This is a genomic window from Modestobacter sp. VKM Ac-2979, from assembly GCF_026967995.1.
Classification (GTDB): Bacteria; Actinomycetota; Actinomycetes; order Mycobacteriales; family Geodermatophilaceae; genus Modestobacter.
The window spans coordinates 245939-263477 of the sequence record NZ_JAPVBO010000008.1 but is presented as its reverse complement, the minus strand read 5'-3'; the positions used below and the strand labels follow the sequence as shown (position 1 = coordinate 263477).

General features: G+C 74.7%; 11 protein-coding genes. 1 reads left to right on the top strand and 10 read right to left on the bottom strand.

All coding sequences use genetic code 11. The features are described 5' to 3' along the window. Positions 1-17: 17 nt before the first annotated feature. A complete protein-coding gene (locus O2W15_RS22280; RefSeq protein WP_269181030.1) occupies positions 18-605 on the bottom strand; it encodes a DUF1349 domain-containing protein in 588 nt (195 codons plus the stop codon). 63 nt (positions 606-668) lie between these two features. Beyond that, on the bottom strand, positions 669-3080 hold the full coding sequence (locus O2W15_RS22275) for a glycoside hydrolase family 2 TIM barrel-domain containing protein (RefSeq protein WP_269181029.1): 2412 nt from the start codon (positions 3078-3080) through the stop codon (positions 669-671). A gap of 287 nt (positions 3081-3367) precedes the next feature. Here O2W15_RS22275 and O2W15_RS22270 point away from each other — a divergent pair, with 287 nt between their 5' ends. After that, positions 3368-4120, top strand: a complete 753-nt coding sequence (locus tag O2W15_RS22270) for an SDR family NAD(P)-dependent oxidoreductase (protein ID WP_269181028.1) — start codon at positions 3368-3370, stop codon at positions 4118-4120. A 48-nt stretch (positions 4121-4168) separates the two neighbouring features. Here the strand turns inward: O2W15_RS22270 and O2W15_RS22265 are convergent, their stop codons facing one another. The 8 genes from O2W15_RS22265 to O2W15_RS22230 all read right to left on the bottom strand — a co-directional run bounded on the left by O2W15_RS22265 (position 4169) and on the right by O2W15_RS22230 (position 17496). Next, positions 4169-5023: a nucleoside hydrolase gene (locus tag O2W15_RS22265; RefSeq protein WP_269181027.1), complete on the bottom strand. Its 855-nt coding sequence runs from the start codon at positions 5021-5023 to the stop codon at positions 4169-4171. Positions 5024-5038: 15 nt separating this feature from the next. Next, positions 5039-6535, bottom strand: a complete 1497-nt coding sequence (locus tag O2W15_RS22260; protein ID WP_269181026.1) for a glycoside hydrolase family 43 protein — start codon at positions 6533-6535, stop codon at positions 5039-5041. A gap of 11 nt (positions 6536-6546) precedes the next feature. Then, positions 6547-9183: an alpha-L-rhamnosidase gene (locus tag O2W15_RS22255; RefSeq protein WP_269181025.1), complete on the bottom strand. Its 2637-nt coding sequence runs from the start codon at positions 9181-9183 to the stop codon at positions 6547-6549. After that, positions 9180-11834 (bottom strand): family 78 glycoside hydrolase catalytic domain, encoded by a 2655-nt coding sequence (locus O2W15_RS22250; protein WP_269181024.1) that lies wholly within the window; start codon positions 11832-11834, stop codon positions 9180-9182. The genes O2W15_RS22255 and O2W15_RS22250 overlap by 4 nt, the downstream gene beginning before the upstream one ends. Further along, positions 11834-12856, bottom strand: coding sequence for an oligopeptide/dipeptide ABC transporter ATP-binding protein (locus O2W15_RS22245; protein WP_269163380.1), 1023 nt, complete (start codon positions 12854-12856; stop codon positions 11834-11836). Before O2W15_RS22245 ends, O2W15_RS22250 begins: the two co-directional genes overlap by 1 nt. Then, positions 12853-14862 carry a dipeptide/oligopeptide/nickel ABC transporter permease/ATP-binding protein gene (locus tag O2W15_RS22240; RefSeq protein WP_269181023.1) on the bottom strand — a complete coding sequence of 670 codons (2010 nt, stop codon included), beginning with the start codon at positions 14860-14862 and terminating at the stop codon, positions 12853-12855. Before O2W15_RS22240 ends, O2W15_RS22245 begins: the two co-directional genes overlap by 4 nt. Then, entirely contained in the window at positions 14859-15800 is a 942-nt protein-coding gene (locus tag O2W15_RS22235) for an ABC transporter permease (protein ID WP_269181022.1), read from the bottom strand. The genes O2W15_RS22240 and O2W15_RS22235 overlap by 4 nt, the downstream gene beginning before the upstream one ends. A 100-nt stretch (positions 15801-15900) precedes the next feature. Next, a complete protein-coding gene (locus O2W15_RS22230) occupies positions 15901-17496 on the bottom strand; it encodes an ABC transporter substrate-binding protein (protein ID WP_269181021.1) in 1596 nt (531 codons plus the stop codon). Positions 17497-17539: the final 43 nt, after the last annotated feature.

Genomic DNA, 17539 nt, shown 5'->3' with positions numbered 1-17539 from the left:
CATCCAGCGGGAGGGGTTCAGTGCAGGGCGGTGTCGGCCGGGCCGGTGGCCCAGCGCCGGAAGCGGACGACGAGGCCGGAGCGGGTGGGGGCGCAGCAGTACGGCCCGGCCTGCACCTCGGCGTCCGGGGGGAACCAGGCGACCCGGACCAGCCGGAACGGCTCGTCGTCCACCCGCGCCCGGACGGTCACCGCATCACCGGCCCGGCTGGCCCGGACGGTGACCCGGCGGCCGGCCCAGTCCGGCACCGGGGCGACCGACCAGTCCGAGTGGCCGAGGGTGACGACGGCGCCGAGCTGCGGCGCCCCGTCGGAGAACTCGACGCCGGCCTTGAGCCAGGTGTCCGCGTCGGACCGCAGCATCAGCCCGGCCTGGTCGAACTGCTGGTCGAAGTCGACGCCGAAGGTCACCTCGACCGCACCGTCCAGCGGGCCCAGCAGTGCGTGGGCGTCGTCGTGGACGAAACCGTAGGAGGTGTGCCGCCAGGCGTCGCTGCCCTTCGCTGCGGTGACCAGCAGGTCGGTGCCGTCCTCGGTCGCCGCGACCGGCGGTGTCGTCCACGTGCCCGCACCCCAGGGCTGGACCCGGCTGCCGTCGTCCGTCATGCCGGCACGGTAGCCGCGCGTCGAGGCACGTCCCGTCGCGGTGTCACCGGACGGGACACCGCGTCAGCGGGCCTCGACGGTCGCGGTGACCGGGTCGCAGCCGTCGGCCGTCGCCGTCACGGTGATGGTCCCCGCGCCGGTCGGGCGGACGACGGCGAGCGCCCGGCCGTCGAAGGTGGTGTGCACGTCGTCGCAGTAGGACTCCTCGGTCACCGGCGCGGCGCTGCCGAACCCGGCGAGCATGCCCGGACCCGCCACCGTCACGGTCACCTCGCGGTCGACGCCCAGCGCGACCGTGCCGGCGGCGTCGGTCAGCGCCAGGTCGACGAACGCCAGGTCGGTGTCCGCGGCCCGGACCACCGGGCGGTCGGCGGTGGCGGCCAGCTGCACCGGCCCGTCCGCCGAGCGCAGCGCGCACCGGCCGGTCTCCGCCCCGCCGGTGCGGGCGACCGCGGTCAGCTCGCCCGGGGCCCAGGGCACGGTGAACTCGGCGCGGAACCGGTGCGCCTCACCCGCCGCCGCGGTGCCCAGCGAGCGGCCGTCCAGCAGCAGCTCGACGGTGTCGGCGTCGCTGTAGACCTCGACGGTGAGCGGGGTGCCCTCGGCGCCGGTGAAGCTCCAGCTGCCCACCGAGTCGGTCCACGCCCACGGCGGGGACACCGTCTCCCGGCCGGACCGTTCCGGCCGCTGGACGGCGAGGTAGGGGTCGGCGCGGAGCCCGAAGACGATCTCCCGGTAGTACGACGCCGGCCGGCGGTGCGCGGTCACGTCGATGTCACCGCACCAGGCGAGCAGCCACGGGAAGGGCCCGTTGAGCCCGCGGGCCCCCGGCTCCTCGGCGTCGGCGGTGCGTCCGATGCCCACCTCGCCCAGGTAGTCCCAGCCGGTCCAGGTGAAGTCACCGATGACGTGCGGGTGGTCCTGCACCAGCCGCCAGAGCCGGTCGATCTCGGTCGCGAAGGTCTCGCTCCCGACGACCACCCGGTTCGGGAAGACCTCGCGGTCGCTCTCGTACCGGGCGTCCATGTAGTTCAGCCCGGCGACGTCGAGCACGCCGAACGCCTCCGCGGTCCGCCGTCCGACGAGTTCGGACCGCGAGAGCTCGCGCATGAAGCCGCCCATGTCGGCGAGCATCGTGTTGATGCCGCCCTCAGCGTCCGCCAGGTCGGCCATCGCCTCACCGATCACCGCCAGCATGCCGTTGACCCCGTTCGTCACCGGCCTGGTCGGGTCCAGGCGCCGGACCTCCTCGGCCAGGCGGCGGGACCACAGCGCGCCGTGCGGGGTGCCGAGCTCGGGGATCTCGTTGCCGATCGAGTACATGACCACGCTGGGGTGGTTGACGTCCTTGACCACCATCGCGGCGACGTCGCGCTCCCACCACTCGGGGAAGTCCAGCGCGGCGTCGAAGTCGGACTTGCTCTCCGTCCACATGTCGGTCAGCTCGTCCATCACCAGGACGCCGAGCCGGTCGCATGCCTCGAGCACAGCCCGGCTCATCGGGTTGTGCGCGCTGCGCAGGGCGTTGAACCCGGCGGCGCGCAGCAGCTCCACCCGGCGCTCGTCGGCCCGGTCGATCGCCGCCGCGCCGAGCACCCCGTTGTCGGAGTGGACGCACGCCCCACGCAGCAGCACCGGCTCGCCGTTGACCCGCAGGCCGCGGACCGGGTCGACGGAGAGGGTGCGGATGCCGGTGGTCACCGTCTCGGTGTCCAGCACGGCGTCCTCCTCGACCAGGGCGACCGTCGCAGTGTGCAGCGCCGGGGAGTCCGGCCCCCACAGCGCCGGGTCGCGGACGGCGAGCCGCTGCCGCACCACCGCCGGCTCCCCGGGGCGCACGCTGACCGGCACCCGGTCGGCGGCGACGACGGTGCCCTCGGCGTCGCGCAGCTCGGTGACCGCCGCGACGGTGGCCAACCGCAGCCGGTCGTTGACGACGGTGGTGGCCACCTCGACGACCGCCAGGTCGCGGTCGGCGTCCAGCGTGGTCACCCGGACGCCGTCCGGGGCGACGCGCAGCAGCGGGCCGGACAGCAGGTGCACCGGGCGGTGGATGCCGGCGCCGGCGTACCAGCGGGAGTCGGCGCCGGCGCGGCAGACCACGCGCACCTCGTTCTCCGCGCCGTACCGGAGATGGTCGTCCAGCGGCACGGTGAAGCCGGTGTACCCCGACGCCCAGTGCCCGGCGAGGCTGCCGTTCACGTAGACCATCGCCCGGCGGTAGACGCCCTCGAACTCCAGCAGCCAGCGCTGCTCGGCGGCGTCGGCGGGGACGTCGAACGTCCGCCGGTACTCGTACACGCCGCCCGGGAAGTACCCCGACCCGGCACCGTGCGCGGCGTCGCGCGGCTGGGCCAGCGTCGCGTCGTGCGGCAGCGTGACCGGCTGCCAGGGTGCGGCGGCCCCGACCATCTCGGCGAAGGAGTTGGCGTGCGGCCGGACGTGCCAGCCGGTGGTGAACGGGGTGCGGCGCATGGCTGCCCTCTCGAGTGGGGAACGAGGCAGCACGCGACGGATGGCGTCCTGGCTGGAGCGCCCCATGCCCGCGCGGGGCCGGTGTTCCCGGCGATCGGCCGTCTGCTGGATCGCCGCGGGCACCCGCGCACCGTCGATCGTCGGTGACCGCCGTCGCCACTGCGAGCTCCTTGCCATTGGGCAGCAGAGCGAGCCGTCGTCCGCGCGGTCGGGCGGCCGGTGGAACCGGGCTGCCGGTGATCGGCACTGGGGGCCCCGGCAGTGCCGGCGCTGGGCAGACTCGTCTCATGAACGGGCGACTGGCAGGGAAGACGGCGTTGGTGACCGGGGCTGCGGCGGGCATCGGGCGGGCGGTGGCCGACCGGTTCGCCGCCGAGGGGGCGCGCGTGGCCTACGCCGACCGGGACGTCGCGGGCGCCGAGGCGGCCGCCGCGGCATCGGGCGGGCGGGCGGTGCCGATGGACGTCACCGACGAGGGCAGCGTCGCCGGTGGCTTCGCCGCACTGGCCGCGGACGGCTGGGTGCCCGACGTCGTCGTCGTCAACGCCGGCGTGCAGCTGTTCGGGCAGGACGCCGAGGTGGCCGACCTGGACCTCGACGTCTGGCGCCGCACCCACGAGGTGAACCTGACCGGGGCGTTCCTGACCGTGAAGCACGCCGTCCGCGGGATGCTGGGCGCCGGCGGCGGCTCGATCGTGTTCACCGGCAGCCCCACCGCCGTCCGCGGCGAGGGTGCGGAGTTCACCGCCTACGCCTCGTCCAAAGCTGGCATGCACGGCCTGGCCCGCACGGTCGCCGCCGCCTACGCCCGCCGGGGCATCCGGGTGAACACCGTCGTCCCGCCGTACACCGAGACCGGGCTGGTCAGCACCCTGACCGCCGACCCCGAGGCCCGGGCCGCGATCGTCGGCCGGATCCCGATGGGCCGCGCCGGCACGACCTGCGACCTCGAGGGCGTGATGGTGTTCCTCGCCAGCGACGAGTCCGCGTTCGCGACCGGTGCGACGTTCGCCGTGGACGGCGGCATGACCACCCTCTGAGCGCGTGACCTGTGGGGCGGGCGCCCCACCCACGGGTCACTCGGGCCGTCAGGCCCCGGCCGCCTGCCGCTCATGCCGGCGCAGCTTGGCGTACAGGTCGGCGACGAGCAGCCGGACGTCGACGTCGGTGTACACGCGCCGGGCCGCACCTCCGGGCGCGGACGCGGTCTCGGTCCACGCGCTGGAGGCATCGCTGAGTGCCGTCAGCAGCAACGGCGGGGTGTCGCCCAGCGGCCAGGTCTCGCCCTGCTCCACGAAGTCGGGGATCGGCAGCTCGACGTACCGCTGCCACAGCCACGCCCCCACCCGGCCCGCCCCGCTCAGGTCCTGCTCCAGTTCGGCGACGGAGTACTCGCACCGCCGGTAGGTCTCCAGCGGGAACTGGGAGACGGCGAGGTCGGTGCAGGCCAGCACCTCCCGGGCTGCCCCGGCGTCGGTCTCCCGGTTGTACTCGAAGGCGTCCGGGTCCAGTGCCCCGCCGACCCAGACGAGCGTGAGCCGTGACGCGATCTCCGGCGCCTGCCGCAGCGCCTGCGAGACGTTGGTGAGCGGCCCGGCGCAGACGAGCAGCAGCGGCAACGGGTCGTCCCGCCGGGCCTCGGCGACGATGAGGTCCGCCGCGGCCGAGCCGGTGTCGCCTGCGTCCAGGAGCACGTCGCAGCCGGCGGCGATCACCGGCCGGGGGCCGTCGACCAGGTCGACGAGCTCCTGGGCGAACCGGGCGCCTCGCTCCGCGGTGCCCTCGGGCGACCCGAAGACCGCGTTCAGGTGCGAGCTGGTCACCGCGTCCACCCGGTTGGCGGAGCTGAGCAGGTGGTGGGCCAGCGCAACCAGCCCGTCCGGGTCACCGGCCCAGTCGTTGTCGACAACGACACGGCACCGTTCGGTGATGCGCAGGGACACGTTCTCCTCCAGCAGTCAGGCGGTGGGGACGGCGGCCGGGTCGTCGGCACCGGCGTAGCGGAACGAGCGGACGACGACCGACCCGGAGGAGCACCAGACGCCGAGCATCCGGCCGGTCATCCCACCGGCCACCTCGGTGGAGACGTAGCGGCCGTCGATCCGGCCGAGCTCGGTGACCCCGCCATCGGCGTCCACGACCCCGGCGACCAGCTGGTCCGGGCCGAGCGCGGTCGAGGAGAAGTGCCCCTCCGACGGGACGGCCCGGACCTCCAGCACGACGTCCCCGCCCGGGACGGCGACCTCACCGAGCAGCGATCGCAGCGGTCCGACCTGCGCGACCGCGCGCACGACGTCCCCGGCCACCTGGAGGTCGAGGCGATGGCGGGGGTCCATCCGCACGGACAGGCCACCGACCCCGTCGCCGTCCGCCGCGACGACCGCGCGGGCCCGGCAGTACAGGTGCTCCTGCCGACGGCCGGCGAAGGCGGCGTCGTCCGAGGCCGGGTCCGCGGCCCCGGCGGTGAGCCGCCAGCCGCCCTCGCCCCGGGTGAGCACGTCGCCGGGGAACCGGCGCGGCGACACCCAGGAGACCGGCAGCCCGGCGCCGGCCAGCTCCTCGACCTCGACCGGCCGGGCGGCCGGGGTCAGCCACTCCCCCAGCCGGGGCCAGCCGTCCTCCCACACCACCTCGGCGGCGAAGGTCTCCCGACCCAGGACGTGGAACTGCGGGCTCGCCCCGCGCGGCCGGACGCCGTGGAAGACGATCGCCCAGCTCCCATCGGGCCGCTGCACCAGGTCCGAGTGCCCGGTGTTCTGTACCGGGTGCTCGACGCCCCGATGGGTGAGCAGCGGGTTGTCCGGGCACGCCTCCCACGGCCCGGACGGCGACGGGCCGCGGGCGATGGTGACCGCGTGGCCGCGCTCGGTGCCGCCCTCGGCGATCAGCAGGTACCAGTACCCGCCGACCCGGTACAGGTGCGGGCCCTCCGGGAACCGGCCTCCGGTGCCCTGCCACACGTGCCGCCGCTCGGTCAGCGCCCACCCGGTGACCGGGTCGACGGCCTGCTGCACGACCCCGGCCGGCCCGCCGGCGCCGAAGCCCGCGTAGGTGACCAGCAGCGTGCCGTCGGCGTCCCAGGCCAGGTCCGGGTCGATCCCGCGGACCTCGTCCATCCGGACCGGCTCCGACCACTCGCCCAGCGGGTCCTCGGCGGTGACCAGCGTCTGCCAGCCACCGTCGGCCAGGTTGGTGGTGATCATCCAGAACCGGCCCTCGTGGTGGCGCAGCGTCGGTGCGGTGATGCCGCCGGAGCCGGGGGCTGCCGAGACGTCCAGCTGCGACGGGCGGGCCAGCACGTGCCCGACCTGCTCCCAGGACACCAGGTCGGTCGAGCGGAACAGCGGCACGCCCGGGGCGTACTCGAAGCTCGAGTGCACCATCCAGTACGTGTCGTCGACCCGGCAGACGCTGGGGTCCGGGTGGAAGCCGGGGACGACGGGCGCCGGGGTCACGGGCGCTGACGTCACTGGTGGGCGTCCGGGTCGAAGAACAGCGCGGGCTTCTCCACCGGCGGCGGGACGGTGACCGTGCGGGTGAACGAGTGCCGCCCGGCCGCCACCTGGACCGGTGCGCTGCCGTCGGGCAGTGACACCTCGGCGGCCGTGTTCGGCGGCACGGTCAGCTCCAGCGTCAGCTCGGCGCCGTCGAGGATCCAGGAGACCGCCGCCGTCCCGTACGGCGTCTCGTGGGTCGCGGCGGCGGAGGTGAGGCCGGGGCCGGGGCGGGGGGCGACCCGCAGCCGCCGGTAGCCGGGTTCGGCCGGGGCCAGGCCCGCGACGGTGCGGTGCAGCCAGTCGGCCACCGCCCCGAGGGCGTAGTGGTTGAACGAGGTCATGTCCCCGGGGTTGATCGACCCGTCGGGGAGCATGGAGTCCCAGCGTTCCCAGATCGTCGTCGCGCCCATGGTCACCGGGTACAGCCACGACGGGTTCTCCCGCTGCAGCAGCAGCTCGTAGGCGGTGGCCAGTTCCCCGGCGTTCGTGAGCGCATCGGTGACCAGCGGGGTGCCGAGGAAGCCGCTGGCGATGTGGAACCCGTCCTTGAGCACCTGGTCGGCGAGCTGCCGGCCGGCGTGGGTCCGCTGCTCGGGGGTGAGCAGGTCGAACTCCAGGGCCAGGGCGTACGCCGTCTGCGACGGGTAGGCCACCCGGCCGTTCGGGGAGACGTACTCGGCGCGGAACCGCTCGGCCGCGCGCTCGGCGAGGTCGGCGAACCGGGCGCCGTCCCGACCGAGCACCTCGGCGACCTGCGCGACCGTGCGGGCCGAGCGGGCGAGGTAGGCGGTGGCGACGCACTGCCACGGGGTGCGCGCCGCGGCGGGGTTGTCCGGCGGCGCCGCGGTGTCCAGCCAGTCGCCGAAGGAGAACCCGCCCTCGGGGAAGTCCAGGGCCTCCCCCGCCCGCGCGGCGAAGGCGTCGATCCAGGCGGTCATGGACGGCCACTGGTCGGCGAGCAGCCCGGCGTCCCCGGTGCGCTGGTACAGCACCCACGGGACGACGACGGCGGCGTCGCCCCAGCCCACCTCCGCCTGCTGCGGGAACGGCAGCAGCGGCAGGAACGGTACGTACATCGGCACGATGCCGTCGTGGTCGACCAGCTGCTCGACCGCGAGGTCGGCCAGCCAGGAGCGGAGCATCCCGGTGGTGTCGTAGAGGAACGACGCGGACGGCGCGAAGACCTGCAGGTCGCCGGTCCAGCCCAGCCGCTCGTCGCGCTGCGGGCAGTCGGTGGGGACGTCGAGGAAGTTGCCGCGCATCCCCCAGACGACGTTCTCGTGCAGCCGGCTCACGTCGGGGTCGGAGCACGTGAAGGTGCCGGTGCGGCGCAGGTCGGTGTGCACGACGACGGCCTCGAGGTCATCGGCGGTCAGCTCCCCCGGCCAGCCGCTGACCTCGGCGTACCGGAAGCCGTGGAAGGTGAAGCGCGGCTCCCGGGTGCGTGGGCCGTTGCCGTCCAACACGACGACGTCGGTGGCGTCGGCACCGCGCAGCGGGCGGGTGCCCAGCTCGCCGTCCTCGAGCACCTCCGCGTGCCGGACGGTGACCTCGGTGCCGGCCGGCGCGTCCGGCAGCGACAGCCGGAGCCGGCCGACCAGGTTCTGGCCGAAGTCGACCAGCGTCCTCCCCGACGGCGAGGTGCTGATCTCCCGCACCGGCAGGGTCTGGGTGCGGCGCACCGGCGGACCGGTCGGGGCGACGAGGGTGCCGACGTCCAGCGTCCCGGTCTCCACCGGCGTCCAGGCGCTGTCGTCGAACGCCGGCTGCGACCAGCCGGGGAGCTCGCGGCGGGCGTCGAAGGTCTCGCCGGCGTAGAGGCCGGCCCGGGTGAGCGGGCTGGGCGCCGACCGCCAGGAGCCGTCGGTGGTGACCACGGTGCGGCTGCCGTCGGGGTGCTCGACCTCGAGCTGGACGAAGGCGCCGGTCCGGTCGCCGTAGAAGGCCCGCGTGCCGGTGAAGCCCAGCGGGCCGGCGAACCACCCCTGCGCGAGGTGCACGCCGAGCGCGTTGGCGCCCTCGGTGAGCAGCGCCGTGACGTCGTGGGTCTGGTAGCGCAGCCGGTGCGTGTAGCTGGTCCAGCCCGGCGCCAGCACGTGGTCGCCGACGACCGACCCGTTCAGCTCGGCCTCGTAGACCCCCTGCGCGGTGGCGTACAGCCGGGCCCGGACCACCGGCTGGTCGAGGGTGAACTCCCGGCGCAGCAGCGCGGCCGGCTCGTCGCCGGAGTCGGCGGGCAGCACCGGCTGGACCAGCGTCGCGGTCCAGTCGGCCGGCGCCAGCAGGCCGGCCTCGACGACGGTGTCCTCGCTCCACGCCGACGGCTCGACGGCCCCCTCACCCCACACCCGCACGCGGACCGTGCGACGGTCACGGCTGGTCAACGGCGGCGCTCCCCAGGGCGCGAGCACCGACTCGTCGGACTCCACCCGGCCCGACGACCAGACCGGGCCGTCCTCGGGCGCGATCTCCAGCTCGTACGCGACCTGCCGCCAGCCGTCGAGGTCGGTCCGGGACACCCAGGACAGCCGCGGCCGGGTGTCACCGATGCCCAGCGGCTCGCGGTGGTGCTCGACGGTCACGGGCAGGACGGTCAGGTCGCTCATGCGGGCAGCTCCAGGGTGGTCGTGAACGTGTGCTCGCCGGGTCCGGCGGATGACGTGGTGCCCTCGGGCAGGACGACCGTCGCCTCGGTGCCGGCCGGGACGACGACGCGCAGCGAGAGCACGCCGTCGGTGATGGCCCAGGCGGAGGAGATCCGGCCGTACGGCGACTCGTGCGCGGCCTCGGCAGAGGTCAGGCCGCCACCGGGCCGGGGCTGGACGCGGAACCGCCGGTACGCGGGCTCCAGCGGCTCGATGCCCGCGGTGTACCGGTGCAGGAAGGAGACGACCGCGCCCTTGCTGTAGTGGTTCAGCGACTCGTGCGGCACGCCGTCGGCGTCCACGCCGTCCCACCGCTCCCACACCGTGGTCGCCCCGCGGTCGATCATCGTCAGCCAGGACGGCTCGGTGTCGGTGAACAACAGCTCGTAGGCGACGTCGAGGTGCCCGGTGTCGGCGAGCACCGGCAGCAGGCACGGGGTGGCCAGGAACCCGGTGGCCAGGTGGGTGTCGGCCTTGCGGACCAGCTCGACCAGCCGCTCGGCGACGGCGGGCCGCAGCTCCGCGGGGACCAGGTCGAAGGCGAGCGCGCGCACGTGGTCGGCCTGGGTGTCGCAGGTCAGCCGTCCCTCGTCGTCCAGGTACTCCGCCTGCCAGGCGGCCCGGACCTCGGCGGCCAGCCCCGCGTACCGGTCGGCGTCGTCGTCCCTCCCCAGCACCGCGGCGATCCGGCTCATCAGTCCGGCGCTGTGCGCGTAGTACGCCGTCGCCACCTCGCCCTTGTCTGCCGCCGCGAAGGCGGCGAAGTCGCCGACGTCCTCCCCGGGCACCAGCCACTCGCCCCAGTGGAAGCCGGTGTCCCAGAGGAACTGCTCGTGCGGCGCAGGCTCCGGCCGGCGGGCGACCCGAGCAGGGTGTCGCTGGTCCCGGGCCATCCGCTCGACCCGGTCGAGCCAGCCGACCATCGTCGGCCAGAGCTCGGCCAGCACCTGCTGGTCGCCGTAGGCGCAGTAGAGCTCCCAGGGCACGACGACCGCGGCGTCGCCCCAGCCGGCCGAGCCGTTCATCGCGGCGACCGGGCCCTCCCGACCTTCGCTGCGGGAGGACGGGCTGATGTTGGCGATCGTGCCGTCGGGCCACTGGTCGGCGGCGACGTCGCGCAGCCACTTGGTGGAGAACCCGGCGACGTCGTAGAGGAACGCAGCCGTGGGCACGTAGAGCTGCCAGTCGCCGGTCCAGCCGGCGCGCTCCCGGTGCGGGCAGTCGGTGGGGATGTCGCAGGCGTTGCCGCGCAGGCTCCAGACGGCGGCCTCGTGGAAGCGGGTCACCCGCTCGTCGCTGCAGGAGAACCAGCCGGTGCGGCGCAGGTCGGTGTGCACGACGACGCCACGGACGTCGTCGGCGGTCAGCTCGCCGGGGTGGCCCTCGATCCGCACGTACCGGAAGCCGTGCGTCGTCCGCCGCGGTTCGAACACCTCCCCCGGCACGCCGGCGGACACCACCTGGTCCACCTGCCCGGCCGGCAGCGGCTCCGGCAGGAACGGCACGGCCGGGCGGAGGTGGTCGGTGGTGACGTCGCCGTCGGGGCCGAGCCACTCGCCGTGGGTCAGCGTGAGGGTGGTGTTCGCCGGCCCCAGGTCGGTCAGCCGCAGCCAGCCGTTGACGTTCTGGCCGAGGTCGACGACGTGCGCCCCGCCCGGCAGCCGGGTGACCGACACCGGGGTGAGCTCCTCCACCCGGCGAACCGGCGGGGCCGGGGAGTCGACCAGGCCGGCGTAGCCGTGCTGGACGACGGCCACCGGCGCCCAGCCGGCGTCGTCGAAGCCCGGGACGTCCCAGCCGCGCGGCAGCCGCCGCAGGTCCACCCGCTCGCCGGCGATCAGGTCGGCGGCCACCACGTGGCCCTCGGCGCTGCGCCAGCCCGGCCCGGTGCCGACGACGGTGACGCTGCCGTCGGCGTGCACCAGCTGCAGCTGGGCGAGCAGCGCGAGCCGGTCGCCCCACTGATCGGCGGCGCGCAGGATGCCGATCTGGCCGCGGAACCAGCCGTCGGCCAGCACGACGGCCAGCGCGTTGCGGCCGGACCGGACCGCGGCGGTGACGTCGAGGGTCTGCACCTGCAGCCGGACGTCGTACTGGGTGAAGCCGGGAGTCAGCTCGGCGTCCCCGGCGCGCGCCCCGTTCAGGAAGGCCTCGTAGACGCCCTGCGCGGTGGCGTGCAGCCGGGCGGCGGCCACCGGCCGGTCGACGTCGAACTCGTACCGCAGCAGCGCGGCCGGCCGCTCCCCCGCCGGGCCGCCGGGCATCTCCCCCGGCTCGACCCAGGAGGCCTGCCAGTCCTCGGCCCACAGCAGCCCGGTCTCGAACCACCCCGCCGCGGACGGTCCGCTCTCCCCGAGGTCGGTGCGCACCTGCACCCACCACTGCAGCCGCTCGCCCGAGGCCAGCGGCGGGCCGGCATAGGGCACCAGCAGGTGCTGCGCGCTCTCCACCCAGCCGGTGTCCCAGCCGTTGTCCGCGGTGAGCCGGGAGGCCAGCTGCTCACGGGCGCCGGCCGGCAGCCGCCAGGACAGCCGCGGGGCGGTGGTGCAGATGCCGAGTGGTCCGTCGAGGTGCTCGACCCGCAGGTGGTGGGGCGCAGCGGGGTCCTCCATCACGGTCCCGGGACCCGCTCGGCGTGGTGGCAGGCGGTGAGCGAGCCGTCGAGCAGCCGGAGCGGCGGCCGCTGCTCCACGCAGACGTCGGTGGAGAACGGGCAGCGCGGCACGAAGGGGCAGCCGGTGGCCGAGGGGGAGGCGGCGCCCGCGGTGCCGAAGCCGGCGGCCTCCCGGGCCGCGCGGCGCGCGGCCTGCTCGGCGGGGCGCGGCACCGGGGCCGCAGCGGTCAGCGCGAGGGTGTACGGGTGCCGCGGCCGCTGGGCCACCTGCTCGGCCGGGCCGGTCTCCATGACCTGGCCGCGGTAGAGCACGACGGTGCGCTGGGACAGGAAGCGCACCACACCCAGGTCGTGGGCGATGAAGAGGAAGGACAGCCCGCGCTGGTCCCGCAGGTCGGCCAGCAGGTTGAGCACCTGCGCCTGGGTGGACAGGTCCAGGGCGGACACCGGCTCGTCCAGCACGACCACCTTCGGGTCGCAGACCAGCGCCCGGGCGATGGCGATGCGCTGCCGCTGGCCGCCGGAGAACTGCGCCGGGCGGCGGTCGACGGCGTCGGCCGGGAGGCCCACGGACTCCAGCCCCGACCGGGCCCGCGCCAGCGCCTCGGCGCCGGTCACGCCCATCAGCCGCAGCGGCTCCACCAACGTCTGGCCGATGGTGCGGGCGGGGTTCAGCGACGAGTACGGGTCCTGGAAGACCACCCGCAGGTCGGCCACCTGGCGGCTGCGCTGCTTGAGCGACATCCCGGTGACGTCCTGCCCGGCCACCTCGACCGTGCCGGCGGTGGGCCGCTGGAGACCCAGGACCGCCTTGCCGATCGTGGACTTGCCCGACCCGGACTCGCCGACCAGGCCCAGCGTCTCCCCGGGCGCGATGTCGAAGCTGACGCCGTCCACCGCCGGCGGGGTGCTGCGCGCCCGGCGACCCGAGCCGTAGCGGACGACCAGGTCACGCACCCGGAGTGCGGGTGCCTGCTCCTCCGGGTGGACCTCGCGGGCGGGGTCGGCGAGGGCGGTCATCGGGACGCTCCTGCGGTCGGGGTGGTGGCGGGGGCGTGCGCCGCGCCGACGGGGTCGGCGTCCCAGCTGACGTGGGCGTCGGCGAGCTCGTCGGCCCGGACGCAGAGCACCGAGCCGGTGGCGTGGGCGGGCCGGGCCGGGAACGGTGACCGGCACTGGTCCTGGGCGAACTGGCAGCGGGAGGCGAACCGGCAGCCGGCCGGCCATGAGCCGGGCGGCGGCACCGTCCCGGGGATCGACGCCAGCCGCACCGGCACCGCGACGCCGTCGGGCACGTGCGGGTTGGCCGCCAGCAGCGCCTGCGTGTACGGGTGTTCCGGCGCGTCGAGGACGGCGGCCGCGGTGCCGGACTCGACCACCGTGCCGGCGTACATCACGGCCACGTCGTCGCAGATGTCGGCGACGACCCCGAGGTCGTGGCTGACGACCACCACCGACAGCCCGGTGTCCCGGACCAGCGCCCGCAGCAGGGTGAGGATCTCCGCCTGCACGGTGACGTCCAGCGCGGTCGTCGGCTCGTCGGCGATCAGCAGCTCCGGTTCACCGGTCAGCGCCAGCGCGATGCACACGCGCTGGGCCATGCCGCCGGAGAGCTGGTGCGGGTAGCTCCGCAGCACCCGCTCGGCGTCGACGATGCCCACGTTGCGCAGCAGCTCCGCGGCGATCCGCCGCGCCTCGCCCCGGCCGACGCCGCGGAACCGGCGGATCGGCTGGGTGAGCTGGTAGGCGACGGAGAACATCGGGTCCAGCGCCACCATCGGCTCCTGGGAGATCAGCGCGATCTCCCGCCCCCGGACGGCGGTCAGCTCCTTCTCGGAGCGGCCGACCAGGTCCTGGCCCCGCCAGTGGATCGCCCCGCCGCGCACCGACACCCCGTCGGGCAGCAGACCGAGCAGAGACCGCGCGGTCATCGTCTTGCCGCACCCGGACTCACCGACCAGACCGAGCACCCGGCCCGGCCGCAACGCGAACGAGACACCGGTGACCAGGTCCGCGCCGTCGTCGACGGCGATCGTCAGGTCCCGGACCTCCAGGACGGCGTCCGGGTCGGCCGGGGCGAGCTCCGCCGCGCCGTCGAGCGGGGCGGTCCGCGCCGGCGACCGGCGCCGCCGGCGGACCGGGGCGGCCTCCCCCGCGGCCTTGCCGGCGATGGCGTCGGCCAGCTCGTTAGCAGCGATCACGGTGAGCGCGAGGACCAGCCCGGTCGGCACCATGAGCCACGGCGCGTTGAACACGTAGGACGACGCGTCCTGGATCATGAACCCCCAGCTGGGGTCGGGTTCGGCCGGACCGAAGCCGAGGAAGGCCAGGCCCGCGACGATCAGCAGGCCGATGCCGTACAGCTGGGCGGCCTGGACGGCGATGACGGTGGCCATCGACGGCAGCACGTGCACCACGTTCACCCGCAGCGAGCCCAGGCCGTTCACCCGCGCGGCGTCGACGTAGAGCCGGGTGCGGACCGACTGGGCCACGCCGAGCATCACCCGGTAGACCGCGGCGGAGATGAGCACGCCGAGGACGGCCATGATGATGAAGGTCCGGACCCCGATCACGCCGATGACGGCGAGCAGCAGGATCGTCGAGGGAAGGGCCAGGAACACCTCGGTCACCCGGCTGATCACCCGCTCCACGCGGGGTCCGCGCTCGGCGGCGATCAGCGCCAGCGGCAGGCCGATCCCGAAGGCGACCAGCACGGTCACCGCGGAGGAGAGCAGCGGCTCGGTGCCGGCGGTGAAGATCCGGCTGAGCAGGTCGCGGCCGAGCGGGTCGGTGCCCAGCCAGTGGTCGGCCGACGGCAGCGCCAGCCGGTTGGCGAGGTCCTGCTCGGCGACACCGTAGGGCCGCCACCACGGTGCGGTCAGCGACGCCACGACGATGAAGAGCAGCCAGCCGGCGGCCAGCAGGCCACCGGGCCGGCGGAGCACCTCGGACAGGCCCTGCCGGCGGGCCGGCGGCCCCGGCTCGGCAGCGACGTCGTCGGCGGCGTCCAGCGGGAGCACGCTCATGCGGCACGCACCTTCGGGTCGAGTGCCGCCACGACCAGGTCGAGCAGCAGGTTGATGACGACGACGACCAGGGTGGCCACCACGACCACGCCGACCAGGGCCGGGAAGTCACTGGAGGCCGCGGCGGCCTGGCCGGCCTGCCCCAGTCCGGGCAGCGCGAAGAGGTTCTCGATGATCACCGAGCCGCCGAACAGCGCGATGAACTGGATGCCGAGCACCGAGACCACGGGGAGGCTGGCGAAGCGCAGCGCGTGCACGTAGCGGATCCGCCACTCCGGGGTGCCCATCGCGCGCAGCGTCCGGACGTGCTCCTGGGCCAGCGCCTGCCGCAGGCCGGCGTTCGCCGTCCGCGCGACGATCGCCGCGCCGCCGATGGTCAGCGTGATCACCGGGATGAGCAGGCTGGTGAACCACCCGACCGGGTCGACGGTGAACGGCACGTACCCGGTGGCCGGCAGCCACCCCAGCTGGAGCGCGAGCACGTAGACCAGCAGGATGCCGACCCAGAAGACCGGCAGCGACAGTGCCACCCCGCTGCCGGTGGTGATGAACCGGGCGAGCCGGCCCCCGCGCACCGCCGCAGTGACGCCCAGGACGATGCCGAGGACGCCGGACAGGACGGTGGCGAACAGCGCGATCGACGCCGTCACCGGGACCCGGTCGGCCAGGTCGGCGGCGATCGACCGGCCGTCGATGAGCGAGGTGCCCAGGTCGCCGCGCACCAGGTCACCGAGGTAGTCGAGGAACTGGGTGGGCAGCGGGCGGTTCCAGCCCAGCGCCTCGTTCTCCGCGACGATCCGCTCCGGGGTCGCGTTCGTGCCCAGCCGGACCGCGCCCGGGGAGGTGCCGGTGGCGTGCACCAGCAGGAAGCTGATCACCACCGCGGCGAGCACCGTGCCGATGGCCATGGCCATCCGCCGGGCGAGGAAAGCGAGCATCACGGGGTCCTTCGGCGTACGGGTGCACGGGCCAGGGAACGGTGCAGGAGGGGCCGGTGACCGCGGGACGTCCCGCGGCCACCGGCCGGTGCCGGGCGGCTCAGGCCGCCGGCTCGACCTCGGAGAGGACCAGGTAGTTGTTCGTCCCCGCGTAGGAGGGCTCGGCGACCTTCTCGGCGTTGTAGCCGGTGTAGGCGTAGTCCTCGTAGACCGGGATGTACCAGCCGTTCTCCGCGATGGCCCGGTTCAGGTCGCCGAGCGCCTGCTCCCTGGCGTCGCCGGTCGCGCCGAGGGCAGCGCCCAGCGCGCTCTGGATCTCCGGCTCGGTCGCGCCCTGCATGTTCATGAAGCCGCCGTAGAGCACCCCGGCGACCCAGCCGGCCGGCTGACCACCGATCGCCATCGGCCCGAAGATCAGCGGGTCGGTGCGCACCGCGGCGAACACCTGGTCGGTCGAGGTGGCCGTCACGAAGTTCATCGTGATGCCGACCTCGGCCAGCTGCTGCTGGATGACCACCTGGTCCTCCGACGGCTGGCCGAGCACCGTGATGTCGAAGGCGAACCCGTCGGGCAGGCCGGCCTCGGCGAGCAGCTCGCGGGCGCGCTCTGGGTCGTACCCGAACTCCTCGTTGAGCGTGGGGTCGAAGCCCTCGGCCTCGGCGGGGAAGAGCTGGGCCGTCGGCTGGGCGCCGGGGTGCAACTGCTCGACGATCGCCTCGCGGTCGATGGCGTGGCTGATCGCCTGCCGGACCCGCTCGTCGGCGAAGGCGGGGTTGGTGGCACCGGTCTTGTCGATGACCGGGAAGCCGACGATCGTGCCGCCGACCTTCGCCAGGCTCGACCGCTGCTCGACCATGTCGATGGTGGTCGGCTTGAGGATGGTGGCGATGTCGGCCTGCCCGGAGATGACCGCGTTGGCCAGCGCCTGGGAGTCGGTGATCACGTTGAACACCACGCTGTCGTAGGCCCACTCGTCGGCGTTCCACGCCTCGTCGTTCTTGTCCAGCGTGTACGTGCTCGCCCGCGTGGTCTCCCCCGCGTTGAGCGTGTAAGCCCCGGAGCCGTCCGGGGTGGTCTCCAGGGAGGCGGGGTCGGCGAGCCCGTCGGGCCCGACGACGACCCCTGCGGTGTCGGTGAGGTTGTTCTCCGGGCTGGCCTGCGGCTGGGCCCAGGTGATCACGACGGTCTGCGGGTCGGGCGCCGCGACGTCGACGATCTCGCTGGCACCGCCGGAGGCGAGCGCGCCGTATGCCTCCAGGTCGGCGTCGTTGCGCCGGTCCAGGTTGGCCTTGACGACCTCGGCGGTCAGCTCCGAGCCGTCGGCGAAGGTGACGCCGTCGCGCAGGGTCAGCGTCGTCTGCGTGTCGTCCTCGTTGTTGCTGAACTCGGTGACCAGGCTGGGTGCCACGGTGCCGTCCGGCTGGGTCACGAACAGCGAGTCGTAGAGGGTGCTGAAGAAGGTGAACTGACCCTGCGAGTACTCCAGCGGGTCGTAGCCGGTCGGCGCGGCGTCCGCGTCGTAGGCGAAGGTCAGCGTGTCGCTGGGGCTCTGGCTGCTCGTGCCTCCGCCGCCCTCACCGCCACCACCGCACGCGGCGAGCGAGGTGAGCGCGCCGGTGGCCAGGACGGCGACGCCGGCCCGCATCAGGGTGGGGCGGCGCAGCGCCAAGGGGTTGCGGGTCCTGGATCGGTTCATCGCCGGTCTGGCTCCTTCGCTTCGTTACGGAGGGGTCATGTCG

Coding starts and splice junctions, on each gene's coding strand:
- O2W15_RS22280 (WP_269181030.1), bottom strand. CDS start 605: ATGACGGACGACGGCAGCCGGGTCCAGCCCTGGGGTGCGGGCACGTGG.
- O2W15_RS22275 (WP_269181029.1), bottom strand. CDS start 3,080: ATGCGCCGCACCCCGTTCACCACCGGCTGGCACGTCCGGCCGCACGCC.
- O2W15_RS22270 (WP_269181028.1), top strand. CDS start 3,368: ATGAACGGGCGACTGGCAGGGAAGACGGCGTTGGTGACCGGGGCTGCG.
- O2W15_RS22255 (WP_269181025.1), bottom strand. CDS start 9,183: ATGAGCGACCTGACCGTCCTGCCCGTGACCGTCGAGCACCACCGCGAG.
- O2W15_RS22250 (WP_269181024.1), bottom strand. CDS start 11,834: ATGGAGGACCCCGCTGCGCCCCACCACCTGCGGGTCGAGCACCTCGAC.
- O2W15_RS22245 (WP_269163380.1), bottom strand. CDS start 12,856: ATGACCGCCCTCGCCGACCCCGCCCGCGAGGTCCACCCGGAGGAGCAG.
- O2W15_RS22240 (WP_269181023.1), bottom strand. CDS start 14,862: ATGAGCGTGCTCCCGCTGGACGCCGCCGACGACGTCGCTGCCGAGCCG.
- O2W15_RS22235 (WP_269181022.1), bottom strand. CDS start 15,800: ATGCTCGCTTTCCTCGCCCGGCGGATGGCCATGGCCATCGGCACGGTG.
- O2W15_RS22230 (WP_269181021.1), bottom strand. CDS start 17,496: ATGAACCGATCCAGGACCCGCAACCCCTTGGCGCTGCGCCGCCCCACC.